At 71.2% G+C, this 24115-nt stretch carries 25 protein-coding genes and 1 pseudogene; 10 read left to right on the top strand and 16 right to left on the bottom strand.

Features of this window, described 5'->3' with window-relative positions; all coding sequences use genetic code 11:
• Window positions 1-48: 48 nt before the first annotated feature.
• A complete protein-coding gene (gene clpA, locus FHS87_RS12760; protein WP_184518759.1) occupies window positions 49-2427 on the top strand; it encodes an ATP-dependent Clp protease ATP-binding subunit ClpA in 2379 nt (792 codons plus the stop codon).
• A 40-nt stretch (window positions 2428-2467) separates the two neighbouring features.
• Window positions 2468-2959 carry a hypothetical protein gene (locus FHS87_RS12755; protein WP_184518756.1) on the top strand — a complete coding sequence of 164 codons (492 nt, stop codon included), beginning with the start codon at window positions 2468-2470 and terminating at the stop codon, window positions 2957-2959.
• Window positions 2960-2976: 17 nt separating this feature from the next.
• Here the strand turns inward: FHS87_RS12755 and FHS87_RS12750 are convergent, their stop codons facing one another.
• The 12 genes and pseudogenes from FHS87_RS12750 to FHS87_RS12695 all read right to left on the bottom strand — a co-directional run bounded on the left by FHS87_RS12750 (window position 2977) and on the right by FHS87_RS12695 (window position 16038).
• Complete coding sequence (locus FHS87_RS12750; RefSeq protein WP_312861985.1) at window positions 2977-3711, bottom strand: alpha/beta hydrolase; 735 nt, start codon at window positions 3709-3711, stop codon at window positions 2977-2979.
• A 155-nt stretch (window positions 3712-3866) separates the two neighbouring features.
• A complete protein-coding gene (locus FHS87_RS12745; RefSeq protein ID WP_184518751.1) occupies window positions 3867-5120 on the bottom strand; it encodes a c-type cytochrome in 1254 nt (417 codons plus the stop codon).
• Entirely contained in the window at window positions 5120-6889 is a 1770-nt protein-coding gene (locus FHS87_RS12740; RefSeq protein ID WP_221299855.1) for a GMC family oxidoreductase, read from the bottom strand. Before FHS87_RS12740 ends, FHS87_RS12745 begins: the two co-directional genes overlap by 1 nt.
• Complete coding sequence (locus FHS87_RS12735) at window positions 6889-7632, bottom strand: gluconate 2-dehydrogenase subunit 3 family protein (protein ID WP_184518748.1); 744 nt, start codon at window positions 7630-7632, stop codon at window positions 6889-6891. Before FHS87_RS12735 ends, FHS87_RS12740 begins: the two co-directional genes overlap by 1 nt.
• A gap of 169 nt (window positions 7633-7801) precedes the next feature.
• Entirely contained in the window at window positions 7802-8686 is an 885-nt protein-coding gene (locus tag FHS87_RS12730; protein WP_184518745.1) for a PPK2 family polyphosphate kinase, read from the bottom strand.
• Between the two features lie 49 nt (window positions 8687-8735).
• Complete coding sequence (locus FHS87_RS12725) at window positions 8736-9578, bottom strand: endonuclease/exonuclease/phosphatase family protein (RefSeq protein ID WP_184518742.1); 843 nt, start codon at window positions 9576-9578, stop codon at window positions 8736-8738.
• Between the two features lie 6 nt (window positions 9579-9584).
• Window positions 9585-10958: pseudogene (locus tag FHS87_RS12720) on the bottom strand (DNA/RNA helicase domain-containing protein).
• Window positions 10959-11581: 623 nt separating this feature from the next.
• Entirely contained in the window at window positions 11582-12454 is an 873-nt protein-coding gene (locus FHS87_RS12715; RefSeq protein ID WP_312861983.1) for a DMT family transporter, read from the bottom strand.
• Between the two features lie 3 nt (window positions 12455-12457).
• Complete coding sequence (locus tag FHS87_RS12710; protein ID WP_184518739.1) at window positions 12458-13609, bottom strand: GNAT family N-acetyltransferase; 1152 nt, start codon at window positions 13607-13609, stop codon at window positions 12458-12460.
• 42 nt (window positions 13610-13651) lie between these two features.
• Window positions 13652-14038 (bottom strand): nuclear transport factor 2 family protein, encoded by a 387-nt coding sequence (locus tag FHS87_RS12705; RefSeq protein WP_184518737.1) that lies wholly within the window; start codon window positions 14036-14038, stop codon window positions 13652-13654.
• Window positions 14035-14511, bottom strand: coding sequence for a RidA family protein (locus FHS87_RS12700; protein WP_184518734.1), 477 nt, complete (start codon window positions 14509-14511; stop codon window positions 14035-14037). The genes FHS87_RS12705 and FHS87_RS12700 overlap by 4 nt, the downstream gene beginning before the upstream one ends.
• Before the next feature lie 3 nt (window positions 14512-14514).
• Window positions 14515-16038 carry a TSCPD domain-containing protein gene (locus FHS87_RS12695; RefSeq protein ID WP_184518731.1) on the bottom strand — a complete coding sequence of 508 codons (1524 nt, stop codon included), beginning with the start codon at window positions 16036-16038 and terminating at the stop codon, window positions 14515-14517.
• Window positions 16039-16205: 167 nt separating this feature from the next.
• On the opposite strand from FHS87_RS12695, the gene FHS87_RS12690 reads away from it, so the two are divergent.
• The 6 genes from FHS87_RS12690 (at window position 16206) to FHS87_RS12665 (ending at window position 20384) form a co-directional block, all read left to right on the top strand.
• Window positions 16206-16562, top strand: a complete 357-nt coding sequence (locus FHS87_RS12690; protein WP_184518728.1) for an NADH:ubiquinone oxidoreductase subunit NDUFA12 — start codon at window positions 16206-16208, stop codon at window positions 16560-16562.
• Window positions 16563-16590: 28 nt separating this feature from the next.
• Window positions 16591-17178, top strand: coding sequence for an outer membrane lipid asymmetry maintenance protein MlaD (gene mlaD / locus FHS87_RS12685; RefSeq protein WP_184518725.1), 588 nt, complete (start codon window positions 16591-16593; stop codon window positions 17176-17178).
• Window positions 17175-17402, top strand: coding sequence for a hypothetical protein (locus FHS87_RS12680; protein WP_184518722.1), 228 nt, complete (start codon window positions 17175-17177; stop codon window positions 17400-17402). The genes mlaD and FHS87_RS12680 overlap by 4 nt, the downstream gene beginning before the upstream one ends.
• Window positions 17399-17809 (top strand): DUF2155 domain-containing protein, encoded by a 411-nt coding sequence (locus tag FHS87_RS12675; RefSeq protein ID WP_184518719.1) that lies wholly within the window; start codon window positions 17399-17401, stop codon window positions 17807-17809. The genes FHS87_RS12680 and FHS87_RS12675 overlap by 4 nt, the downstream gene beginning before the upstream one ends.
• Window positions 17810-17855: 46 nt before the next feature.
• Window positions 17856-18614 (top strand): trehalose-phosphatase, encoded by a 759-nt coding sequence (gene otsB / locus FHS87_RS12670; RefSeq protein WP_246418363.1) that lies wholly within the window; start codon window positions 17856-17858, stop codon window positions 18612-18614.
• A 237-nt stretch (window positions 18615-18851) separates the two neighbouring features.
• Complete coding sequence (locus FHS87_RS12665; RefSeq protein ID WP_184518716.1) at window positions 18852-20384, top strand: alpha,alpha-trehalose-phosphate synthase (UDP-forming); 1533 nt, start codon at window positions 18852-18854, stop codon at window positions 20382-20384.
• Here the strand turns inward: FHS87_RS12665 and aat are convergent.
• The 4 genes from aat to aroQ all read right to left on the bottom strand — a co-directional run bounded on the left by aat (window position 20270) and on the right by aroQ (window position 23348).
• Window positions 20270-20938 carry a leucyl/phenylalanyl-tRNA--protein transferase gene (gene aat, locus FHS87_RS12660; protein WP_184518714.1) on the bottom strand — a complete coding sequence of 223 codons (669 nt, stop codon included), beginning with the start codon at window positions 20936-20938 and terminating at the stop codon, window positions 20270-20272. The genes FHS87_RS12665 and aat overlap by 115 nt on opposite strands.
• 103 nt (window positions 20939-21041) lie before the next feature.
• Window positions 21042-22415, bottom strand: coding sequence for an acetyl-CoA carboxylase biotin carboxylase subunit (gene accC / locus FHS87_RS12655; protein WP_184518711.1), 1374 nt, complete (start codon window positions 22413-22415; stop codon window positions 21042-21044).
• 7 nt (window positions 22416-22422) lie between these two features.
• A complete protein-coding gene (gene accB / locus FHS87_RS12650; RefSeq protein ID WP_184518708.1) occupies window positions 22423-22896 on the bottom strand; it encodes an acetyl-CoA carboxylase biotin carboxyl carrier protein in 474 nt (157 codons plus the stop codon).
• Window positions 22893-23348, bottom strand: a complete 456-nt coding sequence (gene aroQ / locus FHS87_RS12645) for a type II 3-dehydroquinate dehydratase (RefSeq protein ID WP_184518705.1) — start codon at window positions 23346-23348, stop codon at window positions 22893-22895. The genes accB and aroQ overlap by 4 nt, the downstream gene beginning before the upstream one ends.
• Before the next feature lie 162 nt (window positions 23349-23510).
• On the opposite strand from aroQ, the gene FHS87_RS12640 reads away from it, so the two are divergent.
• Window positions 23511-23801, top strand: coding sequence for a hypothetical protein (locus FHS87_RS12640; RefSeq protein WP_184518702.1), 291 nt, complete (start codon window positions 23511-23513; stop codon window positions 23799-23801).
• 100 nt (window positions 23802-23901) lie between these two features.
• Window positions 23902-24114 carry a sulfur carrier protein ThiS gene (gene thiS / locus FHS87_RS12635; protein WP_246418362.1) on the top strand — a complete coding sequence of 71 codons (213 nt, stop codon included), beginning with the start codon at window positions 23902-23904 and terminating at the stop codon, window positions 24112-24114.
• The last annotated feature ends 1 nt before the right edge of the window (window position 24115 follow it).

Below are 24115 nucleotides of genomic sequence, written 5' to 3'. Positions count from 1 at the left end.
GTCCTGCCGGGAGATCCCGGCGGCCGATGAGATAGGGGAGCGTCGATTATGCTGTCCCGTAACCTTGAACAGACGCTCCACCGCGCCCTTGGCCTCGCCAGCGAGCGCCGGCACGAGTACGCGACCCTGGAGCACCTCCTCCTCAGCCTCGCCGAGGACACGGACGCCACCACGGTGCTCCGCGCCTGCGGCGTGGATGTGGACAAGCTCAAGCGCGACCTCGCCGAGTTCCTGGACAAGGACCTCGCCGGGCTGGTGACCGACCGCGGGGGCGACCCGAAGCCGACCGCCGGCTTCCAGCGCGTCGTCCAGCGCGCGGCCATCCATGTCCAGTCCTCCGGGCGCGACGAGGTGACCGGCGCCAACGTGCTGGTGGCCCTGTTCTCCGAGCGCGAGAGCCACGCGGTCTACTTCCTGCAGCTGCAGGACATGACGCGGCTCGACGCGGTGAACTTCATCTCCCACGGCATCGCCAAGGCCCCCGGCCGCAGCACCACCCGCCCCGTCCAGGGCAATGCGGGCAAGGACGGCGAGGGTGAGGGCGAGAACCGTGGCGGCGAGGAGCGCCGCGAGGGCGGCGCCAAGCGTGGCGGCGACGCGCTGTCGAACTACTGCGTCAACCTCAACAAGAAGGCTGGCCAGGGCAAGATCGACCCGCTGATCGGGCGCGCCGAGGAGATCGAGCGCACGATCCAGATCCTCTGCCGCCGGACGAAGAACAACCCGCTCTATGTGGGCGACCCCGGCGTGGGCAAGACCGCCATCGCCGAGGGCCTGGCCAAGCGGATCATCGAGGAGGACGTGCCCGAGGTCCTGCTCAAGTCCACGATCTACGCGCTGGACATGGGCAGCCTGCTGGCCGGCACGCGCTATCGCGGCGACTTCGAGGAGCGGCTGAAGGCCGTGGTGAACGAGCTGGAGCAGCAGCCCGGCGCCATCCTCTTCATCGACGAGATCCACACGGTCATCGGTGCCGGCGCGACCTCGGGCGGGGCGATGGATGCGTCCAACCTGCTGAAGCCGGCGCTCGCCCAGGGCACGCTGCGCTGCATCGGCTCCACGACCTACAAGGAGTACCGGCAGCACTTCGAGAAGGACCGGGCCCTCGTCCGGCGCTTCCAGAAGATCGACGTGAACGAGCCGAGCGTCGAGGACGCGGTGAAGATCCTCACCGGCCTGAAGACGAACTACGAGAAGCACCACAAGGTGAAGTACACGCCGGAGGCGATCCGCGCCGCGGTGGAGCTCTCGGCGAAGTACATCCATGACCGCAAGCTGCCGGACAAGGCGATCGACGTGATCGACGAGGTCGGCGCCTCCCGGATGCTGCTGCCCGAGGGCAAGCGGCGGAAGATGGTCACGCTGAAGGACGTGGAGGACATCGTCGCGAAGATCGCGCGGATCCCACCCAAGTCCGTGTCCACCGATGACAAGGAGACGCTCAGGAGCCTGGAGCGCGACCTGAAGTCGATGGTCTTCGGCCAGGACCAGGCGATCGAGGCCCTCTCGGCCGCGATCAAGCTGGCCCGCGCCGGGCTGCGCGACCCCGAGAAGCCGATCGGCAACTACCTCTTCTCCGGCCCCACGGGCGTCGGCAAGACGGAGGTGGCCAAGCAGCTCGCCAAGACGCTCGGCATTGAGCTGGTCCGCTTCGACATGTCCGAGTACATGGAGCGGCACAGCATCAGCCGGCTGATCGGCGCGCCCCCGGGCTATGTGGGCTTCGACCAGGGCGGCCTGCTGACCGACAGCATCGACCAGCACCCGCACGCCGTGCTCCTCCTCGACGAGATCGAGAAGGCGCACCAGGATCTCTACAACATCCTGCTGCAGGTGATGGACCACGGAAAGCTGACGGACCACAACGGCAAGACGGTCGACTTCCGCAACGTCATCCTCATCATGACCACCAATGCTGGCGCCTCCGACATGGCGAAGCCCGCCATCGGCTTCGGGCGCGAGACACGGGTGGGCGAGGACGAGGAGGCGGTGAAGCGGCTCTTCACGCCGGAGTTCCGCAACCGCCTGGACGCGATCGTGCCCTTCGCCGGGCTGACGCCGGAGATCGTCGGCAACGTCGTCGAGAAGTTCGTGATGCAGCTGGAGGCCCAGCTCGCGGACCGGAACGTGACGATCGAGCTGTCCTCCGCCGCCAAGGAGTGGCTGGCCGAGCGCGGCTATGACCGCCTCTACGGCGCGCGGCCGCTGGCCCGCGTGATCCAGGAGTACATCAAGAAGCCGCTGGCCGAGGAGCTGCTCTTCGGCAAGCTGGTGAAGGGTGGCTCGGTGAAGGTGGGGCTGAAGGACGATGCCCTCACCTTCGACATCGCTGAGGCGCCGCCGCCGGCGCTGCCCAAGCCCGATGAGGGCCAGGGCGGCAATGACGGCGACGGCGAGGCGGAGCGGGAGCCGGAAGCGGCGGGCTAGTCCCGCCGCCCCGCAACCGGTAGCGAACTGGGTAGAGTAGATGAACCGCGTTGAGTTCCTGTTCTCCAACCTCGGCCTGGTCGTCGTTGGATTACTGGTCCTCAGCGCGGTTTTCGCCTGGATGCGCCTCCGCGCGAGGCGCGGGATGCTGGACCCCGGCGAGACGGGGTTGATCGAGGCGTGGAGCGAGACGGGCCGCTCCGTGAAGTCCTACGTATTCCCGGGCTTCCAGGCCGTGCTGGAGCAGGTGGTGCTCCCGCGGGCGACCCAGCACCCGGACTGGGAGCGGCTGGACGGTGCGGTGGACGTGCCGGGCCGGACCGTCGCCAAGTTCGACCATGAGGGCGCCACCTACTCCATCAACGGCGAGAGCCGGATCGCCACGCTGGTCGCGGCGCTCGAATGGATGCGCGCCCATCCCGGCGAGAACCTCCTGGTGACGCAGCCCCATGAGCGGGGCGTGACCCGCCTGACCCTGCGGCCGGAAATCGGTGGGACGGACAGCAAGTCCGTTCGCATCGCTTCGGAATAGCCCGCCGTTCCGCGCCCTCAGGCAGGGGGCGCGCGGCGCAGCAGCCACGCGCCGATCGTCTCGAGCACCGGCGCGCCTGCCAGCCCGAGGGCACGGACCGGCCCCGCAAGGGCGGCGATGATCCCGACGTGGCCGAGACCCGGCAGCAACCGCGCCTCCACCTCCACCTCTTGCGACCGGGCCAGCGCCGCGAAGCGCGTGGTCTGGGCGGGGCGCACCGTGTCGTCCTCCGTGCCGTGAAGCAGCAGGAGGGGCGGCGCGCCGCGCAGGCGGGCCTCGTCCGCCGGGGCCGCCCGGGCACGCGCCCCGGGAGCCGCGGCGAAAATGCCCTGGGGGTCGTCCTCGGGCCCGAAGTCATAGGGGCCTGCCAGTCCGACGGCACCGGCCAGTGTTCCGCGCTCCGGCCCGAGCCAGCCCGGGTCCGCGGCAAGGGAGAGGGCGATGAAGGCCCCCGCCGAATGCCCCATGAGGAAAACGGGCCGCCCCTGCCCTGGCCCGGCCCGGATGGCGCGCACCGCGGCGGCGCCGTCCTCCACGAAGCCCGGCCATCGTGTCCCGGGAAAGAGGCGGTAGTCCGGCACGGCGACGAGCACGCCGAGGGAAGCGAGGGCGTGCGCGGCGAACCCGTAGTCGCCGCGCTCCCCGCTGCGCCAGCCCCCGCCATAGAAGAACACGACCAGCGGCGCATCCTCCCGCGCCGCGGCTGGGCGATAGAGGTCGTAGAGGCCGCGCTCCCCCGGGCCGTAGCGCAGGCCGGCCGAGAGCGTCGTGCCACGCCTTGGCGTGAGGGCGTTGGCGAGATCAAGCGGCGAGCAGGCCGCCGAGAGGGCGGTCCCGATAGCGGCAAGCCAAGCGCGTCGGTTGACCTTCCCGGAGCCTGTGACCCGTCCGAAGTAGCGGGGCAGGCTCAGGGGCGGTCCCGCAAGCGCTCGCGCATCCTCGCCGCCTCCCCGGCCGTGACGGCCGGCGCGGCATTACCCCAGGCGTTGCGGATATAGGTCGTTACCGCGGCTGTCTGCTCGTCATCCAGGCGCCAGCCGAAGGCGGGCATGGCGGGCGAGGTCGGCGCGTGCGGCGAGTAGGCGGCGCGCACGCCCTGGAGCACGACGCGCAGCACCGTCTCGTTCCCCTCCTGCTGCACGACCTGGCTGCCGGCGAGGCGCGGGAACATCCGCGGCACTCCCTCGCCGCTTCGCGTGTGGCAGGCCATACAGCGGTCGACGTAAAGCGCCTCGCCCTGCCTCATGCGCTCATCCGTAGCGACGAGGGCGGTGCGGGCGGCCGGGGCGGGCGCCTGCGCGGGCGGCTCCTTCAGGTAGACGGCGATGGCGCGGAGATCCGCGTCCGTCATCAGCGCCGTGGAGTACTCCACCACCTCCGCCATAGGGCCGGAGGCCGCGCTGCGCGCGTTGCGGCCGTTCTTGAGGTACTCGGCGATCTCCTCGACGCTCCAGCTTCCGATGCCCGTGCGCTCCTCCGTCGTCAGGTTCGTCGCGTACCAGCCCTGAAGCGGGCCGCCGCCGAGGCGCTGGCTCGCGCGGTCGCCGCCGAGGAGGTTCTTCGGCGTGTGGCAGGCGCCGCAATGGCCAGGGCCCTCCACGATATAGGCGCCGCGGTTCCATTCGGGCGAGCGGTTCGGGTCCGGTCTGAACTCGCCGGGCTCGAAGAAGAGCGCGTTCCAGGCGAGCATCGACGCCCGGATGTTGAAGGGGAAGGGCAGCGTGTTGCGGTCCACGGGATTGCGGACCGGGTCCAGCGTGTTGAGATAGGCGAAAATCGCGTCGGTGTCCCCGCGCGGCATGCGGGTGAAGTAGGTGTAGGGAAAGGCGGGATAGAGCCGCGCGCCGTTGGGGCGGATGCCCTCGTGCATGGCGCGGTAGAAGTCGTCCGCGGACCATGTGCCGATGCCGGTCTCGCGGTCGGGCGTGATGTTGGGGGTTGCGATCTCGCCGAAGGGCGTCTCGATCCTGCGGCCGCCCACGAATCCCTGCGAGCCCGTGTTGCTGCCGTTCGGGTTCATGTGGCAGGCCGCGCAGTCGCCGAGAATGACGAGGTAGCGGCCGCGCTCGGCCTGGTCGAAGTTGTCGGGCGCGGCTGCCAGCGGCGTCGTGCCGAGCAGGGCCGCGATGCCGGCGGCCGCGGCGAGGAGGCGCGCGCGCATCAGGCCTGCACCAGCGGCTGGCCGGGGTTCTTCAGGTACTGCTTCGTGATGGCCTCCGCCGCGTGATAGGTGAGCGCGCCCACCGTCCCCGTCGGGTTGTAGCCGGCATTCTGCGGGAAGGCGGAGGCGCCGAGCACGAAGACGTTCGGCATGTCCCAGACCTGCAGGTACTTGTTCACCGCCGATGTCCGGGGATTGTCGCCCATGATGGCGCCGCCCGTGTTGTGGGTGGTCTGGTAGGGGACCACGTTCCACGGCCCCTTCTTGGGATTTGCCACGATCTGTTTCGCGCCCATGGCCCGCATGATCGGCACCATCTTGTCCGTGACATAGGCGGACATGCGTTCCTCGTTCGCCTTGAAGTCGAAGGTCATGCGCAGGAGCGGGCGGCCGAGGCGGTCCTTGTAGGTGGGGTCGAGGTCCAGGTAGTTGTCGCGGTACGACATGTTGCAGCCCTGGCTTCCGACATTGGCGAAGCTGCCATAGTTTTCGCGCGTCGCCTTCTTCCAGGCGCTTCCCCAACGCGGCGTGCCGGGCGGGATGGGGCGCGCGGAGATGGGGCGCGCGTGAAAGCTCGTGCAGTTGATGTTCGCGCCGCCGACGAAGTTCAGGCCGCTATGGTCGAAATTGTCGCCGTTGTACTCGTCGGCGGTGATGCCGAGCGAGCCCGCACCGGCCCAGTGGTTGAAGGCGTGGCTGCTGTCGAAGAAGCCGTTGACCGCGGAATTGGCCTGGTAGGCGTAGTTCTTGCCGACGACCCCCTCGCCCGTGCTCGGGTCATAGGGCCGGCCGATGCCGGAGTAGAGCATCAGGCGCACGTTCCAGAGCTGGTAGGCGGCCATGATGACGAGATCGGCCGGCTGCTCCCACTCCTCCCCCTGCGCGTCGATATAGACGACGCCGGTGGCGGTCTTGCCGTCCGCGCTCTTGAGCACGCGCACCACCTCGCACTGCACGCGCGCCTCGAAGCCGGGATGGCGCATGAGCACGGGGAGGACCGTCGTCTGCGGGGATGACTTCGAGTAGTTCGCGCAGCCGAAGCGCTCGCAGAAGCCGCAATAGGTGCAGGGCGCGAGGGTGACGCCGAGCGGGTTGGTGTAGGCCTGGGAAATGTTGCCCGAGGGCATTGGGAAGGGCTTGAAGCCCAGCTCAGTCGCGGCACGGCTGAACAGGTTCTGCGCGTGCTGCATCTTCAGCGGCGGGGTTGGATAGGCGCGCTCGCGCCAGCCCTCGAAGGGGTTCCCGCCCGGCAGGATCTCGCCCTTGACGTTGCCGGCCTGTCCGGAGATGCCGGCCAGATACTCGAACTTGTCGTAGTACGGCTCCAGCTCGTCATAGGTGACGCCCCAGTCCTGGATCGTGTGGTTCTCCGGGAAGACCCCCTCGCCGTACTTCTGCAGATAGTGGCTACGCATGAGGAAGTCGCTCGGCAGGAAGCGCCAGGTGTGGCCGTTCCAGTGCACGCCCGCGCCGCCCACGCCGTTGCCGGGCAGGAAGCTGCCCCATTTGCGGATCGGCAGCGCCAACTGGTCCACCGTGTTGCGCGCCGTCACCGTGTCCTGCGAATTGTTCAGAAAGAGCTCGCCGCGAATGCCGTAGCGCAGCTCGTCCGGCGCCGTGCCGATGTTGAAGTCGCTCGCCGTGTCGCGCCAGGGGCCGCGCTCCAGCGCCACGACCTGCAACCCGGCCTGGCAGAGCTCCCAGCCCATGATGGCGCCCGTCCATCCCAGGCCGATGATCACGGCGTCCTTGCGGGGAAGGCGGCGCATCAGCCGCGCCCCCCGCGGTTCCAATCCGGTCTTCCGAGGAGGCTGACGGGCGGCAGTTCGTAGCGCCGGTTTGGCCGGGCGATCACGTCGCGGTAGTCGTAGCGCGTGCCGGGGAAGCCGAGGAGCTTCCACCCCGCCATGTCGCGGTTGCCGCCATAGATCGGGTCGGCGAAGAAGCCCTCCATCGTGTTGTTGTGGATCAGGTCGAAAAGGCCGCTCGCGTTGAATTCCGGCGTGTTGGTCTCGCGCTTCTCCATCGAGGTGAGAAGGCGGTCGAGCTCCTCGCCGGAGAGCTGCTGCACCTTCCGACCGCCGAAGCTGCGCCCGACATGCGCGGCCAGCGCGGCAAGTCCCTGGCGGTAGGCACTGGCGAAGGCAACCGAGGACTGGAAGCCCTGGGTGGGCAGCGGGTTCGGCGGAAAGGGGCCCTGCATGTACATGCCCTCGCAACGGCCATAGGGGCCCGCGAGCTGGCGGTCGATGAAGACGGCGCAGCCCGCATCCTTGCCGCCGGGGCCGAGTTCGTCGGCGGGGATGAGGCGGTCCACGATGGCCTCGACCGCCGCGGCCTCGTCGGCGGTGAAGAACAGCCAGGGGCCGGGCCGCGCCTCCGCAGGTGGATAGACCTCGTTGCTCGTCCAGGGCAGCCCGTGAACCGTGCGCGCCGAAGCGGTGCCGGAGAGGCCGATCAGCGCGGTGGTGGCAGCGAGCAGGGTTCGACGGGATGTGCGGGCATCGGTCATCGGCAACCCCTGGCAGCTTCAAGGCTCCAAGGAATGGAGCTTCCCAAGGTTGCGTCCCGAACCGGGCCGTGTGCATTGCGTCTTGTTAATGCATAGTCTTGCCCGGCGCGCGCCGCCACGAAACCGGCGCAGCGCAGGCCTCATCTACGGATTCACGATTCCGTGCCTCTCAGGCGAGCGCGTCCCGCGCGCGCAGCAGCGCGGCCTTGCCGGCGGAATCGAGTTGCGGGAACTGCAGGTCGAGCCGCTCCATCTCTCGCGCCACGGTCTCCGCGATCAGCAGCCGTGCGAGCCACTTGCGGTCCGCGGGGATGACGAACCACGGCGCGTGCGGCGCTGCGGTGGCGCGGATCGCCTCCTCATAGGCCTCCATGTACTTGCCGTAGAGCGCGCGGTCGGCGAGGTCGCCGAGCTGGAACTTCCAGTTCTTCGCGGGCTCGTCGATCCGCGCGAGCAAGCGCTCGCGCTGCTCCTCGCTGCCGAGATGGAAGAAGAACTTCAGGACGAGCATGCCCTGCCGCGCGAGGTAGCGTTCATGGGCCGCGATGTCCTCCAGCCTCTCCGCCCAGATACCGGGCCCGACCAGTGCCGCCGGCAGCGGCGAGGCCTGGAGGACGGAGGGCTGAACGCGGGGGACGAGCACCTCCTCGTACCAGGAGCGGTTATGGACGCCGATGCGCCCGCGGCGCGGCAGCAGCATGTCGTGGCGCCAGAGGAAGCCGTGCGAGCGCTCCAGCGTGCTGGGGGCGGAGAAGGATTCCACGCGCATCCCCTGCGGGTTCACGCCGGAGAAGACGTGCTTGATGGCGCCGTCCTTGCCCGAGGCATCCGTGCCCTGGAGGATGCAGAGCACGGACCAGCGCGCATCGGCGTAGAGCCGCTCCTGCTGTTCCGAGATGCGGGCCACCGCGGAGCGCAGCGCCTCCTCGCCCGACTTCTTGTCCAAACCGATGCCGCCATCCTCGTCGGAACGGCGGTCGGCGAGGGAGAAGCCGCTGCCGTCGGTCACGCGGCAGGCGGCGAGGAAATCATGGAGGTCGGATTGGGCAGGCATGCGGGCTCCCCGGGACGGATGCGGATCCCAGGCGCAACGCGCGGGAGGGTCAGGGGATGTCGAGCGTCACGCTGACGGGGCAGTGGTCCGAGAGGCGCCGCCGCCATTCCCGCCCCTGCTCCGCATAGACGAGGACCCGCAGGCTGCCCGGCACCATCCACTCCCTCGCCGCGCCGCCGAGGAGGATATGGTCGATGAAGGGCCGCCCGCCCCAGCAGGGATTGGACCGCCCGGCCGTCGTGCGGGTGAGCGGCGCGGCGCGCTCCAGCGCGGGCAGGATCGCGGGGTCGCGGTCGAAACGGCGGTTGAAGTCGCCGGCGATCGCGAAAGCCTCCCCGGCCCGCTGCCGCGCCTCGATCCAGCCGGCCAGGATCCCGGCCTGGCGCGCGAGGCTCTCGCATTCCCGCCCGGCATCGTCGGGCTCCCGGCAGCCGGCGTTGAGATGGACGGAGAGGAGGCGCAGGGCGGATGGCCCCTGCCCCACCGTCACGTCCACGCCCCGGCGCAGCGAGAAGCGGGCCCCGCCATGCAGGTCGAGCGCGGCGAGATCCGGGTGCTGGCGGGCAGGGATGGAGCGCCGGACGGCGATGCCGGCGCGCTGCACGTCCCGCTCCTCCGGGAAAAAGAAGCGCCAGTCCCCGGGGTCGAGCACCAGGGCGGCGGCCTCGGGGCCGTCCACCTCCTGCAGGGCGATCACATCGGCCGCGAGGCGGGCGGCGTAGCCCCGCAGGCGGTCGATGTCGCCCGGCTCCCTCGCCTGCAGGTCACGGGGCAGGTCCCGATCCCCGGCTGGCCGGGTGGTGAGCCAGGCGAGGTTCCAGGTGGCGATCTTCAGCTCGGCAGCCCTGGCAGGGGTGGCGAGGAGGAGGAAGGCGAGGAGGAGGCGGAGCATAGGCCCTTATAGCAGCCCGGGGAGAGTCTCTGTCGCGGGTGTAGCCTCGAGCGGTCGGGCACCGCAGGCCAGGAGGTAGGCCGCTACTGCATCCATCTCGGCGGCATCGCGGGTCGGGTCATGCCAGGCATCGCCCGCAGGGCTGCCGGGTGGGATCCAGATCACGGTCTTATACCGGGCGCGGGTGAGGAGGACGCGGTACGTGTTGAGAGTGAAGGCGCGCTCCGTCGCGCCGCGAACCATATTCCAGCGGGCGCCGGACAAGGTGCGCATGCGCCAGCCATCCGGGTCACGAAGCATGTCGCCTCCCCAGGCGAGACCGACTTGGTCCAGCTCAAGGCCCTGACAGTCATACTAGGTTGCATAGGTCTCGAGGGCGTCCGAGGCCCGGATGTCGGGCCAACGGTCCAGGAACCAGTGAGGAATATCGGCGGCCTGCACACCCAAGCCTTCGGCGCGCAGACGGCGTGCGCCAGAGGAGGCAACAAGGCCGGCACGACGCATCCCGCGTGAGAGATGACGCAGCGAAGCGCGCATAGCCGCAAGGTCACGGGTAAGGAAATAAGGGACGCCGCCGGCATCACGGGCAATGCTGGCGGCATTCTCCACATCTCCCGCCAGGACCGCATCCACCCAGGGAGCGCCTTGCGGATCGCGGACGGAGCGCATGGGGATAGCGAGGTCGAGATCGTCGTCCAGGGTCAGCCAGGGTTGTGGGCCTTCGGCAAGGCGCTGTGTGGCTACGGACGCGCGGATGGCACGTTCCGGCGCCACCGCCCGCCAGCCCGGCGAGGCGGCTATGACGCGCCCCCACTCTGCCAGACCGGCCTCGCCCGTGTTGATCTCCTGCCCGTTGCCAATCAGGGCAATAACAACGGACCAGTCGGTGTGGCGGCCCATGATCTCCAGCGTGTGGGCGGGCTCACTGTCCCGCAGCCTGCTTGCGCCGCGCCGCTGAGATGGCTTGGTGGCCTGGGCCCGGTCCCAGGCACGCTGTGCCTCGTCAAAGACGATTACGCGGGCTTCGGGGACATCGGCCGGGCGCTCGACGTAGTGCTCGAGAAAACGATGGACATTCTGGAGAGCGGTGACGGCCTCGGAACGCTTACTGGAACGCCGCCCGCCATCGGCGACAGCGCGGCGGACAAGGCTCTCGCGCAGAACCTCAATCAGGGGAGCGTTCCCGGTAAGGAAGGCGGCACCGTCCTCACGCAAGGCGCCGAAGACGATGTTCAGGCCACAGAGGGTCTTCCCGGCGCCGGGAATGCCCGTGATAAAAATGGCAACCTGCTCCCCTGCTTCACGCGCGGCGGCAATAGCGCGGCGCACCGCATCCGTGGTGCGATTCAGATTCGCAGCATCCGCACGGGCGGACACCATCTCGGCACTGCGGTGCCGGTCGAAGAGCATGGTCGCGGCTTCGAGCACGTTCGGTACCGGCCTGTAGGGCGCCCTGAGCCAGGCAGCATGATTCAGCGGCGTAACCGGCAGAGCAATGGCCACTTGGACGGCAAGAAGAATGTCGCCGAGCACGCGATTATTGGCGCGCACAGGAGGCGAGACGCCGTGCCAGATCAACGGTGGCTCAAAAGGCACGGCGGGAGCGTGGGTAGCGACGAGGACGGGAATGATCGGCAGGTCACGGCAGCCAGCATGAAAATCGCGGAGGTCGAGCGCATAATCCTCGGCCTGACGGAGGTCCGCGGCATGATGGCCGGCAGCACCATCCTTGATCTCCAGGACGAATACGGCGCGGTCGGTTAGGATCACGCAATCGGCGCGCTTCTCCAGGCGCAGCAGGTCGTATTCGAGCATCACCGTCCATTTGGCTGCTTCCGGCGTGACCAGGGCCGATCGGAGAAGCCGCGCGGTCGAGACCCAGGCCGCGCGCTGGGAGAGTTCAAGTGTGGCGTGGCGGGAAGCCTGGACATAGGCAAGTCGTGCGGCGACGTCCTCCGGCGAGAGATTAAGGAGTTCCGGGACGGTCAGGATTAGCCAGGGTTTCAGCGCAGGGATCTTTCGGGCCAGGTGGCGAGAAGAATGCTTGCGAGAAGCAGAGCAAAGCCGAGAGCGTGGGCAAGGGTCGGGACCTCGCCCAGAAACAGAATGGCCGTCACCGCCGCCGTAGCGGGCAGAAAGGCCGTGAGCACGCCCGCGGTGCCGGCCGTGGCACGGCGCAGCCCGCCGTACCAGAGAAGGAGCGAGAAGACGCTGGCGGTGAGAGCGTGCAGAACCAGCAAGATCAGAAGGAACGGGTCAGCGAGACGGGCGGTGGCACCCGCTTCCGGCAACCAGGCCGGCAGGATCAACGCGGCGGAGAAGCCCTGCATCCACAGGCTGGCCGTGAGCAGCGGCAGCGCCCCGGCAGCCCGTTTGGCCAGAAGCACGTAGGCGGCCTCGCCGCAGACGCCGAGGAAGATGAGGGCGTTCCCGAGCGCGCTCCCCTCCCCTCCCCCGCCGCGGGCGAGGACGATGGCGGCCATGCCCCCCGCGGCGAGCACCACGGCGGCCCAGCCGCGGGGCGGAACGCTCTCGCGCAACCACAGGGCGCTGCCGAGGGCCACGACCGCGGGCATGGTCGCCAGGACCAGCCCGCCCTCCAGCGCCGTGGTGTGGCGGAGCCCCGCGAGAAGGGCGGCGTTGTAGAGAACGGTACCCGTCGCGGCCTGGAGGAGGAGGTTCCACAGCACGGCGCCGCGGGCACGCGGCACGCCGTCCCGCCATAGCGCTAGGGGCAGCAGCACGGCGCAGGCGATGAGGCAGCGCAGGCCGAGGATGAGCGGCACCGGCAGGGCCGCGGCCAGCGCCTTGGCCACGGCGACATTCGCGCCGGTCAGGATCATCGATCCCGCGAGCTGGGCGTAGGCGGCGAGCACGACCTAGTCGTCGCCGGCGCGGCGATAGGGGGAGAGGGCGTCCAGTTCCGCCATCTCCTCCTCGATCGCCGCGCGCTCGTGGCGGAGCGAGTCGGCCACGGCGCGGCGCAGGCCGGAATGGGCGATGAGATGGGCGGAATAGGTGGGCACGGGGCGGTAGCCGCGCTGGATCTTGTGCTCGCCCTGCGCGCCGGCCTCCACGCGCTTCAGCCCGTGCTCGATCGCGAAGTCGAGCGCCTGGTAGTAGCAGAGCTCGAAGTGCAGAAAGGGTGCCTCGACAAGGCTGCCCCAGTTGCGGCCGTAGAGCGCGTCCTGCCCCATGAGGTTCAGCGCGCCGGCGACGGGCACGCCGTCCCGCTCCGCCACCATCAGCACGACGCGGTCGCCCATGCGCTCGCCCATCAGCGGCCAGAAGCGCGCGGTGAGATAGGCGCTGCCCCACTTGCGGTCGGTGGTGCTGCGATAGAACTTGTGGAAGCGCCGCCAGATCTCCGGCGTGATCTCGGCGCCGCGCAGGGTCCGCAGGGTCAGCCCCGCGGATTGCGCGTCCCGCCGCTCGCGACGGATGGCCTTGCGCTTGCGCGAGGCGAGGGCGCCGAGGAATTCGTCGAAGCTCTCATAGCCCTCGTTGGTCCAGTGGTACTGCACGCCCAGGCGCTGCAGCCAGCCGGCCTCGCCCAGCGCCTCCCACTCCTCCCGCGTGCAGAAGGTGACGTGGCAGGAGGAGAGCTTCAGCGCCTCCGTCGCCTGCGCCAGCCCTTGCGCGAGGGCGGAATGCGGCACGCCGGTTCCCGGGCGGACCATCAGCCGCGGGCCGGGCACGGGGGAGAAGGGCACGGCCACCTGGAATTTCGGGTAGTAGTCGCCGCCGGCATTCTCGAAGGCCCGCGCCCAGGCGTGGTCGAAGACGTACTCGCCGTAGGAATGGCCCTTCACATAGGCGGGCGCGACGGCGACCAGCGCGCCGGAGGCGTCGCGCAGCGCGAGGTGCTGCGGCAGCCAGCCCGTGCGCGGCCCCGTGCAGCCGGATTCCTCCAGCGCGAGGAGGAAGGCGTGGGAGGTGAAGGGATTCGCCGTCTCGTCGCAGGCGTCCCACTCCTCCGCAGGGATGTCCGCGATGCGGGGATGCAGCGAGAGAGTCAGCTCAGAAGGCATGGTGGCGCATGTGCGGCGCGCGGCGCGCGATGCAAGCGGTGCTCAGCCCTGCACCAGGGGCGCGAAGGCGCCGAAATCCGCCACGGCCTCGACCGCCGCGATGGCGCCGTCCCGCACGGTCCAGACATGGAGGAAGGGCACGCGGCCACTGCGGCCCGCAGCATCGCGCGCGTCATAGGCGCCGGAAGCGAGGAGCCGGCCATCCGTGAGCGGGACGAAGCCATCCACCGCGATCCGCCAGTGCGGGAAATGGCGGCGGAGAGTGGGGAAGAACTCCTTCTCCACCTCGGCTCGGCCGCGCCATTCCGTGCGCGGCACGGGGTAGCCGGGGGAGACGCGCCAGAATACGTCCTCGGCAAGGAGGGAGTGGTCGCCGCTCCCCATCCAGCGGCGGATGAGGGCCTCGGCCCCCTCCTCCCCCGCCGTCACGCGATCTCGAACACGGCCTCCACCTCCACCGCCGCGTCACCGGGCAGGGAGGGGACGCCGATGGTGCTGCGGGCGTGGCGGCCGGCATCGTCGAAGACGGCGACCGCCAGGTCGGAGGCGCCGTTCATCACCTGCGCGTGCTGGGTGAATTCCGGCACGGCGGCGATGAAGCCGCCGAGGCGCACCACGCGCGCCACGCGGTCGAGGCTGCCGAGCATCGCCTGGGCCTGGGCGAGGACGTTGATGAAGCAGAGCTGCGCGGCCCTCTGGCCGATCTCCACCTGCACCGTGGCGCCGAGCTTGCCGGTATAGGCGATCTTGCCCTCCCGCATCGGCACCTGGCCGGAGACGAAGAGGAGGTTCCCCGTGATCACGGCGGGCACGTAATTGGCGATGGGCTTCGCGGCCTCGGGCAGGGTCACGCCGAGTTCCGCCAGCCGGGCGGCGATCCGCCCCTGATCGGCCTGGGCCATGCGCTAGCCCACCAGCCTGAGCGCGCGGCGGCGCGCGGCGGGCGCCGGGGCCGAGGGAAGGTCCGGCAGGAGCGGGAGCTGCTGCGCGGCGGTGCCGAGATGGTCGGCGCCGCACTCCTCCTCCGTCGGGTCGGGCAGGACCCGGCCGCCCAGGTGATCCAGCGCGAGGCGGCGGAAAGCCCAGTCGAGCACGGAGGAGGCGCGGTGGATGGCCGGGTCGCCCTCCACGGTGCCGGCCGGGCCGAAGCGGGTATAGGCGAAGGACTGGACGTACTCGTCCAGCTTCACCCCGGCGGCGAGGCCGACCGTCACGGAATGGCAGAGCGCGTCCACCATCGCGCGGAAGGCAGCGCCGTCCTTGGTGAGGGAGAGGGAGATCTCCTCCAACCCAGAGGCGCCCTCCATCGTCCGCAGCGTCACGCGGTGGCCGCCGATCGTCACCTTCCATACGGCGCCGCGGCCGTGGCCGGGCTGGGCGACGGGGCGCGGCTTCGGCGCGGGGCGCGGGGCCTCGGCGGGCGCGGCCACGGCCGGGGCGGCGTGCAGCCAGGGGCGGAGGATCGACTCCATCCCCGCCCGGGCCTCCGGGCCGCGGGGGGCGAGGAGGCGGGCGGCATCCGGCCCTGCGCGCAGCGCGGCAAGGGTCGGCATCTCGGCCACCCCGCCATCCGGCGTCGAGACGAGGCGCGTGGGCGCGGGAGCCGGGGCGAATCCACCGGTCTCGGCACCGAGCAGCGCCTCCACCGCGTCCGGCGCGGAGATGGCAAGAATGGCGGTGTGGCGCAGGCCCGGCGCCCCGGCGGCGCCGTCCAGCGCGGCACGGGCGGCCTCGGCGAGGCCGGGCACGGGGGTCGATTCGGGGGGCTGCGGCCAGATGAGCGCGACGGGCTCGCGCGCCCCCAGGCTCTCCGCCAGGTCGCCCGAGGCGGCCTCGCCGGCGCCGCGCGTGAGGGCGGCGATGGCGGCGGCCACCGAGCGCGCCTCGGCGGATTCGTAGTCCAGGCCCAGCCCCGCGAGCAGCCCGGCGAGGTCGGCGAAGCCGAGTCGCAGCCGCGTCGCCTTCGCCCCGCCCATGATCTCCAGGGCCGCCACGCCAAGCCGAACCGCGGCGGCGTAGCCGGTCGAGTCGAAGCCGTCGCCGTCGAGGAAGGCGGGGAGGTTCAGGACGAAGCGGGACTCGGCCTTGGGGTCGTTCGCCCAGGTCCCAGCGCCCGGCGCGCCGCGGCGGGCGAGGAGAAGGGCACGCAGCGCCGCGGCGAATCGCTCGGCGGCCCCGGCATCGGCGAGCACGCCGAGCTTGCGGCCGCGCGCGGCGAGGCGGCGAATCCAGCCCTCGGCGAGGCGGGGCAGCGCCACCGGCCCCTCCCCCGGCGCCAGCGCGGCCAGGGCCTCGGCGGCCCCTTCGTCCCAGTCGGCGGGGAGCGCGACGGGGCGGGGATCGGCGTCGGGATCGGCGGCGGCGCGGGTGCGGCGCAGGGCCACATCCTCCCACACGGTGTTCCGGATCGTGCCGTCGCTGCGCGTCATGGGGCGAACATAAGCCCGGCCGGCCCGGGGGTGAAGCCGCCATGTGGTGGCCAGGGCCTTCCGGGGCCACAAGATCGGGTATCCGGCCCGGCGGCTTTCAAGCGCGGCCGGGGCGTGGCATATGCAGCCCCCAATTCCCTTCCGCCCGCATCGGCAGGAGCCCTTCCATGTCCGCCATGCAGCGCTGGCTCTCCGGCCTTTCCGGCCGCAGGATCGGCACCGATTCCTCCGGCAACGTCTATTTCGAGAGCCGGCGCGACTACATGAACTACGGCCGCAAGCGCCGCTGGGTCGTCTATGCCGGCGAGCCGGACCCGAGCGGGGTGCCGCCGGAATGGCATGGCTGGCTGCACTTCACCGTCGATTCCCCGCTGGAGGCCGGCAAGCGCCTGCCCTGGATGAAGCCGCACCAGGGCAACCTGACGGGCACGCCCAAGGCCTATCGCCCGCAGGGCCACGACCTCGCGGGCGGCCAGCGCATGCCGACGGCGGGCGACTACGAAGCCTGGACCCCCGGTTCCTGATGCGGGTCCATTTTCCGGGGCAGGTCGCGTGAGGGAACGCAGTATCGCGGAGATCGCGGCGGGGGCACTGGTGCTCGTCGCGGCCGTCATCTTCCTTGCCTATGCCGTGACGAATTCGGGCCGCTCGGGCGGCGGCAGCGGGCTGCGCCTGACCGCGCGCTTCGACCGGGTGGACGGGCTCGCGCAGGGCGCCGATGTCCGGATCGCCGGCGTGAAGGTGGGCAGCGTGACGGGGCAGCGGATCGACCCGCAGACCTTCCTCGCCGTGCTGACGATGGATGTCGATTCCACCCTGAAGCTGCCGGATGACAGCTCCGCCGAGATCACCTCGGAGAGTCTGCTGGGTGGGAAATACGTCGCCCTCGTGCCCGGCGGCAGCGACCGGAACCTGGCGAGCGGGGGGGAGGTGAAGATCACCCAGTCCGCCGTCAGCCTGGAGAGCCTGCTCGGCCGCTTCATCTTCTCCGTCACCGAGCTGGCGGGGAACAAGAGCAACGAGAACGCCACCTCCGCGCCCGCTACCGCATCCCCCGGCGGGCCGGCCGCCCCGCGCCCCGGCGCGGCGGCACCCCGGGCGCCCGCCCAGCCCGCCGCTCCGGCGGGCCGGCCGCGTTGAGCGGGGGCGACCTCGCCCCGCCCGAGCGCTGGCCGGGCGCGGACGGCCAGCCCGTCTCCTGCCGGGAGAAGCTGAAGATGCTGGCGGAGAACCATGCCGAGGTCGCGCAGGTGCTGCGCGACACCTTCGAGGACGCGGTGCTGATGGGGGTGGACGAGGCGGCGATGCGGCGCGTGCTGACCGACCTCGTCGCCGCCCTGCCGAGCCCGCGCCGCCCCTCATGAGGCGCCCCTTCCCCAACCGGCTGGCCCGGATCGCCCTGCTGGCGGCGCTGCTCCCCCTCCCCGCCCTCGCCCAGGCGCCCGGCCAGGACTCCGTGGGCGAGGCGGCCTGGGTGCGCAAGCGCACCGCCCAGCTCCAGGCGCTCGACAAGGTGACGGCCCGGATCACCGTGCTGGACGCGACGGTGAACCAGCCCGTGCGCTTCGGCAGCCTCACCATCACCGTGCTCGCCTGCAACGCCCGCCCGCCCGACGAGGTGCCGGACGCCGCCGCCTTCATCGAGGTGCGGGACACGGTCGGCTCGCCGAACGCGCCGCCCGCCTTCCGTGGCTGGATGCTGGCAAATGCGCCGGCCGCGCATATGCTGGAGCATCCGGTCTACGATCTCCGGATCCTCGATTGCCGCTGAGCGCGGCCGCGGGACCTGGTGGGACAGGGCGTGGAAAGGAGGCGCGATGACAGAGCTCCCCGATTCGGGCGTCGCCCTGGCCGGCCCGCCGGTGCCGGGCCCCGATGCCGCCTTCTTCCTCGACCTCGACGGCACGCTGCTGGAGATCGCGGCGCGCCCCGATGCGGTGGTGGTGCCGCCGGAGCTGCCGGAACTTCTCTCCCGCCTTCAGGAGGCGCTCGGCGGCGCCGTAGCGGTGGTGACGGGGCGCGGCCTGGCCATCGCGCGCGGCTATACGGGGGTGCCGAGCCTGCCCATCGGGGCGGAGCACGGCGCCGTGCTGGACCCTTCCCTGCCCGGGGCCGTGCCGCTTCCCGTGCCGCCGCCCGATTGGCGCCGCGCCGCCGACGAGTGGGCGGCCGCCCGCCCCGGCACGCTGGCAGAGCACAAGACGCACGGGCTGGTGCTGCATTTCCGCCAGCGCCCCGAGGCGCAGGCCGAAGCGCTCGCCCTGCTGGAGGAACTGCTGCGCGGGGACGGGCACGGCTTCCACATCGTCCCCGCCCATGCCGCGGCGGAGCTGCGCCCGGTGGGGGCGGACAAGGGTGGCGCCGTGCGGCGGCTGATGGCGGTGCCGCCCTTCGCCGGCCGCCGGCCGATCTTCATCGGCGACGACGTGACCGATGAGGACGGCATGGCGGCCTGCGCCGAGTATGGCGGCCACGGGCTGCGGGTGCCGGACGACTTCGCGGGGCGCCCGGCCCTCGTGCGCGCCTGGCTCTCGCGGGTGGCCGCCACCCTCTCGGACCGGGAGGGGCGACGCTGACGCGCCCCCCGGCCCGCGCGGGGCTCCGGCGGGAAACCGGCCGTGAGCCGGTGGGTTCTTCGATGATGGCAAAAGAGGGATGAGCCGGACCGGGGAAAGCGGCGACAAGGGAGCGAGCGGGCATCGGCCGCGGCCCGGCTTGTCCGCGGTTATTGCGGTCGAAAGCCCGCCCACGCCCCATATGGGGCGGGCGGGGCACGGCCGCGCAGCAGATCCGGCCAGCGGGGAGAGAGAGTAGTGGGTCGCCTCGTCATCGTATCGAACCGTGTCCCCGTACCGAAGCGGGGCGAGGCGCCGGCGGCGGGCGGGCTGGCCGTGGCGCTGAAGGACGCCTTCAGCAGCCGCGGCGGCCTCTGGTTCGGCTGGAGCGGAACCGCCTCGGAGGAGCCGGCGGACCTCGTGCGCCACGCGCGGCGGGCAGGCGTGGACTACGCCGTGATCGACCTCTCCAAGACGGCCTATGACGGCTTCTACGCCGGCTACGCCAATTCCGCGCTCTGGCCCATGTTCCACTTCCGCCTGGGGCTGCTGAGCTATGACCGCGACCAGGCGGAGTGCTACCGCATCGTCAACCGGCGCTATGCCGACAAGCTGATGCCGCTGCTGCGCCCGGACGACACGATCTGGGTGCATGACTACCAGATGATCCCGCTGGGGGCGGAGCTGCGCGCGCGCGGCTCGCGCCACCGTATCGGCTACTTCCACCACATCCCCTTCCCGCCCTGGGCCGTCTTCTCCGCCATGCCGGGCGCGGAGGACCTGATCCGCGACCTCCTCGCCTACGATCTCGTCGGCGTGCAGACGCATCGCGACCATGTCGGGCTGATGGACTGCATGGCCCAGGGCACGGGGATGAAGGTGCGGCCCGAGGGTGAGGTGCGGCTGCGCGGCCGGCGCATCAAGCTGCGCAGCTTCCCCATCGCCATCGCGACGGACGAGTTCGGCCAGCTCGCCGCGCGCAGCGTCTCCTCCCCCGAGGCGAAGCGCTTCGCCTCGAGCCTCGCCGGCCGGTCCCTCGTGATCGGGGCGGAGCGGCTGGACTACACCAAGGGCCTGCCCGAGCGGCTGCGGGCCTTCAGCGCGCTGCTGGAGCGCTTCCCCGAGCGCCGGAGCTGCGTGACCTACCTCCAGATCGCGGCCCGCTCGCGCGAGGACGTCGAGACCTACAAGGACCTCAAGCGCGAGATCGAGACGCTGGCCGGGCGGATCAACGGCGACTACTCCGAGGCCGACTGGACGCCGGTACGCTATGTCGGCCGCGCCGTGCCGCGCGACACCCTCGCGGGCTACTACCGCATGGCGCAGGTCGGGCTCGTGACGCCGCTGCGGGACGGGATGAACCTCGTGGCCAAGGAGTACGTGGCCGCCCAGGACCCCGCCGATCCCGGCGTGCTCGTCCTCTCCCGCTTCGCCGGCGCCGCGGAGGCAATGACCGAGGCGCTGCTGGTCAACCCGCTGGACGCGGTGGGCATGGCGGAGGCGATGGACACCGCCCTGGCCATGCCGCTGGAGGAGCGGCGGGAGCGCCACGGCGCCATGCTCCGGCGCCTGCGCGAGAACAGCGTCGAGGACTGGGCAAGGCGCTTCCTCGACGTGCTGGAGGGCAAGGAGGGGGCCGAGGTTCAGCCCTCCCGCGCCGCCGCCCTCGCGATCCCTCAGCCCCGGCTGATCTCGCGCAGCGCCTCCACCTCCTCCGAGAGCGCCTCGGGGGAGAGAACGGGCAGCCAGGTCGCCGCGCGGTCCACGGCCTGGGCGAGGCGCAGGCGGTAGTCGGCCTGGGGGATCTCCTCCGCGCCGAAGCGCGCGAGGTGGTCGTTCAGGAACTGGGTGTCGAGCAGGGTGAAGCCTCCACGCCGCAGCCGTGCGACGAGATGGACGAGCGCCACCTTCGAGGCGTCATCGGCGCGGGCGAACATGCTCTCCCCGAAGAAGGCAGCACCGATCCGGATGCCGTAGAGCCCGCCCACCAGTGCCCCCTCCCGCCGCACCTCGATGGAGTGGGCGTTGCCCATGCGGTGCAGCACGTTGAAGAGACCCTCGATCTCCTCGTTGATCCAGCTGTCCTCGCGCCCCGGGGCGGGGGCGGCGCAGGCGGCGAGCACGCCGGGGAAGTCGGTATCCGCCGTCACCTCGAAGGCGCCGGAGAGCACCGTGCGACGCAGGCGGCGCGGCAGGTGGAACCCGTCCAGCGGCAGCACCCCCCGCAGCTTCGGGTCCAGCCAGTAGAGCTGGCGGGAACGGCGGCCCTCGGCCATGGGGAAGAGGCCGGCGCGGTAGGCGCGGAGGACGAGGTCGGGAGTGATGGGCAGCGCGCGGCGGCTCATGCGGGGGCCGGCGGCGCGGGCAGGTTCGTGCAGATCCGCATGGGCGGAGGATAGGCCCATCCCCGGCGCGGCGCCAACCGGCGCCCCACCGGGGAGGCCGGCGTCACTCCGCCGGCAGGTGACGCGCGACGAAGCGCTCGAGCCAGTGGATGGTGTAGTCGCCCTCGCCGAACTCCGGATCGTCCATGATGAGCTGGTGCAGCGGGATGGTCGTGCGGATGCCGTCCACCACCATTTCCGTCAGCGCGCGGCGGCAGCGGGCGATGGCCTCGGCCCGGTTGGAACCGTGGACGATCAGCTTCGCGACGAGGCTGTCGTAGTGCGGCGGCACGGCGTATCCCGCGTAGAGCGCGCTGTCCACGCGCACGCCCAGCCCGCCCGGCGCGTGATAGGCGTTCACCCGGCCGGGGCTGGGCGCGAAGGTGACGGGGTCCTCGGCCGTGATGCGGCACTCGATGGCATGGCCGTTGAAGCGAATGTCGCCCTGCTCGTAGCCGAGCGGCTCGCCGGCGGCGACGCGGATCTGCTCGCGCACGAGGTCCACGCCGCAGACCATCTCCGTCACGGGATGCTCCACCTGCAGGCGGGTGTTCATCTCGATGAAGGCGAACTGCTCGTCCTGGTAGAGGAACTCCAGCGTGCCGGCGCCGCGGTAGCCGAGCTGCTTCAGCGCCTTGGTCACCGTCTCGCCCAGCGCGTCGCGCGCGGCGGCGGTCAGCACGGGGCTGCCGGCCTCCTCCACCAGCTTCTGGTGGCGGCGCTGGAGGGAGCAGTCGCGCTCGCCGAAATGCACGACGTTGCCGTGGGTGTCGGCCAGGACCTGCATCTCGATGTGGCGGGGCCGGTCGAGATACTTCTCCATGTAGACGCTGTCGTCGCCGAAGGCGGCCTTCGCCTCGGTGCGGGCGACGCGCCAGGCATCCTCCAGCTCGTCCGCGTTGTGGGCGACCTTCATGCCGCGCCCGCCGCCGCCGGCGGCGGCCTTGATGAGCACGGGGTACTTGATCCCCTCCGCGACCTCCCGCGCCTCCTCCAGCGAGGCGAGCGCGCCGGGCGAGCCGGGGACGAGGGGCACGCCGAGGCGGCGCATCGCGTCCTTGGCGGCGATCTTGTCGCCCATGATGCGGATGTGCTCGGCCGTCGGGCCGATGAAGGCGAGGCCGTGGGCCTCCACCATCTCCGCGAAGCGCGCGTTCTCCGAGAGGAAGCCGTAGCCGGGATGGATCGCCTCGGCGCCCGTGATCGTGGCGGCCGAGAGGATGGCGGCGGCGTTGAGGTAGGAATCGCGCGCCGAGGGCGGGCCGATGCAGACGGATTCGTCGGCCAGCCGCACATGCATCGCCGTGTCGTCGGCGGTGGAGTGCACGGCCACCGTGCGGATGCCCATCTCCTGGCAGGCCCGGTGGATGCGGAGCGCGATCTCGCCCCGGTTGGCGATCAGGACTTTGCTGAAGGCGGGCTTGCTGAAACCGGACACCGGGCGGCTACTCGATGACCAGCAGGGGTTCGCCGAACTCCACCGGCATCCCGCTGTCGACGAGGATGCGCGTGACCGTGCCGGCCTTGGGCGCCTTGATCTGGTTAAAGGTCTTCATCGCCTCGATGAGCAGCACCGTCTGGCCCTGGGCCACGCGGCCGCCGATGGTGATGAAGGGCGCCGCGCCCGGCTCGGGCGAGAGATAGGCGACGCCGACCATGGGCGAGGTGACCGCGCCGGGGGTGGCGGCGGTGACCTCGTCGCTCGCGGCCGGCGCGGCGGGAGCGGCCGCGGCCGGGACGGCGGCGGGCGCCACCGGGGCCGGGGCGGAGACGGCCTGCACCACCTGCTGCGCGGGCATGCTGCGGGCCACGCGGATGCGGCTCTCGTTCTCGACCAGCTCGATCTCGGTCAGGTCGGTTTCGCGAAGGATCTTGGCCAGGGCGCGGATCGCGTCCGGGTCGAAGGAGAGGCCACTCATGCCGTGTCGTCCTGACCGATGATGCCGGCGATCGCGCGCAGCGCCAGGGCATAGCCCCCGACCCCGAGCCCGCAGATCACGCCCACCGCCGCGCGGGAGACGTAGGAGAGATGCCGGAAGGCCTCCCGCCGGTGAATGTTGGTGATATGGACCTCGATCACCGGCAGGTCCACCGCCAGCAGCGCGTCCATCAGCGCGATGGAGGTGTGGGAGTATCCCGCCGGGTTGATGATGATGCCGGCGGCGCTGCCGCGTGCCTCCTGCACCCAGGAGATCAGCTCGCCCTCCAGGTTCGTCTGGCGGAAGTCGATCGCGAGCCCGAGTTCCTCGGCCGCCTCGGCGCAGAGGGCCTCGACGTCGTCCAGCGTCGCGGTGCCGTACTTCTCCGGCTCCCGCGTGCCGAGCAGGTTCAGGTTGGGGCCGTTGAAGACGGCGATCAGCGGGGGTTCCAAGGGCTCTGTTCCGGTCCGCCCGGGATCGGCCCGGGTTCCTGGCCGGGCGGGCTAGCATGGGCCGAGGCCCGCACGCAAACCCGCCCCTCCCCGTGCGCCTCTCCCGCCGCAACCCGCCCTCCGGCTGCCGGGTTCAAGACCGGAACCGGCGAGGAGGCAGCCATGACGAAGAAGACCGACCACGGGAGCGACGACGACCGCGTCACCGGCCGGGGCACGGTGAAGGGCCAGCACCTGGACCCCGACGCCAACGTGCCCGAGGGTGGCGAGGCCGAGGCGCCGAAGCACGGCCATAGCGCCATGAAGGGCGCGACCTCCACCGCCGAGGACGTGGCCGCGGGCACGGGCGGCACCAGCCATGCAACCGTCGGCAAGCGCGAGCAGGAACAGGCGGCGGCGGCCGGCGCGGAGAAGACGCAAACCGGCCGCGGGCACCGCAAGCACGAGGACTGAGGGGCGCGTCCCTCCGGCCCGGCCGGAGGGGCATCCCCTGGTCACCGTTGAGGGGGTGCCCCTTCAACCCGGCCCCGGTGCGTGCCACATGCGCCGGACCATGCATGGATCCATCCGCATCACCGTGAACGGGGAGGCCCGCGACCTGCCGGCCTCCCTTCCCCTGTCCGACTTCCTGGCCGGCGCCGGGCTCGATACGCGCAAGGTGGCGGTGGAGCGGAACGAGGAGATCGTTCCCCGCTCCGCCTATGCGACGACGCGGCTGGAGCCGGGGGACGCGCTGGAGATCGTGCATTTCATCGGGGGAGGCTGAG

This window comes from Muricoccus pecuniae (assembly GCF_014199205.1).
GTDB lineage: Bacteria > Pseudomonadota > Alphaproteobacteria > Acetobacterales > Acetobacteraceae > Roseomonas > Roseomonas pecuniae.
Note: the sequence above shows the minus strand (reverse complement) of the source record. Positions and strands in the feature narration are given on the sequence as shown.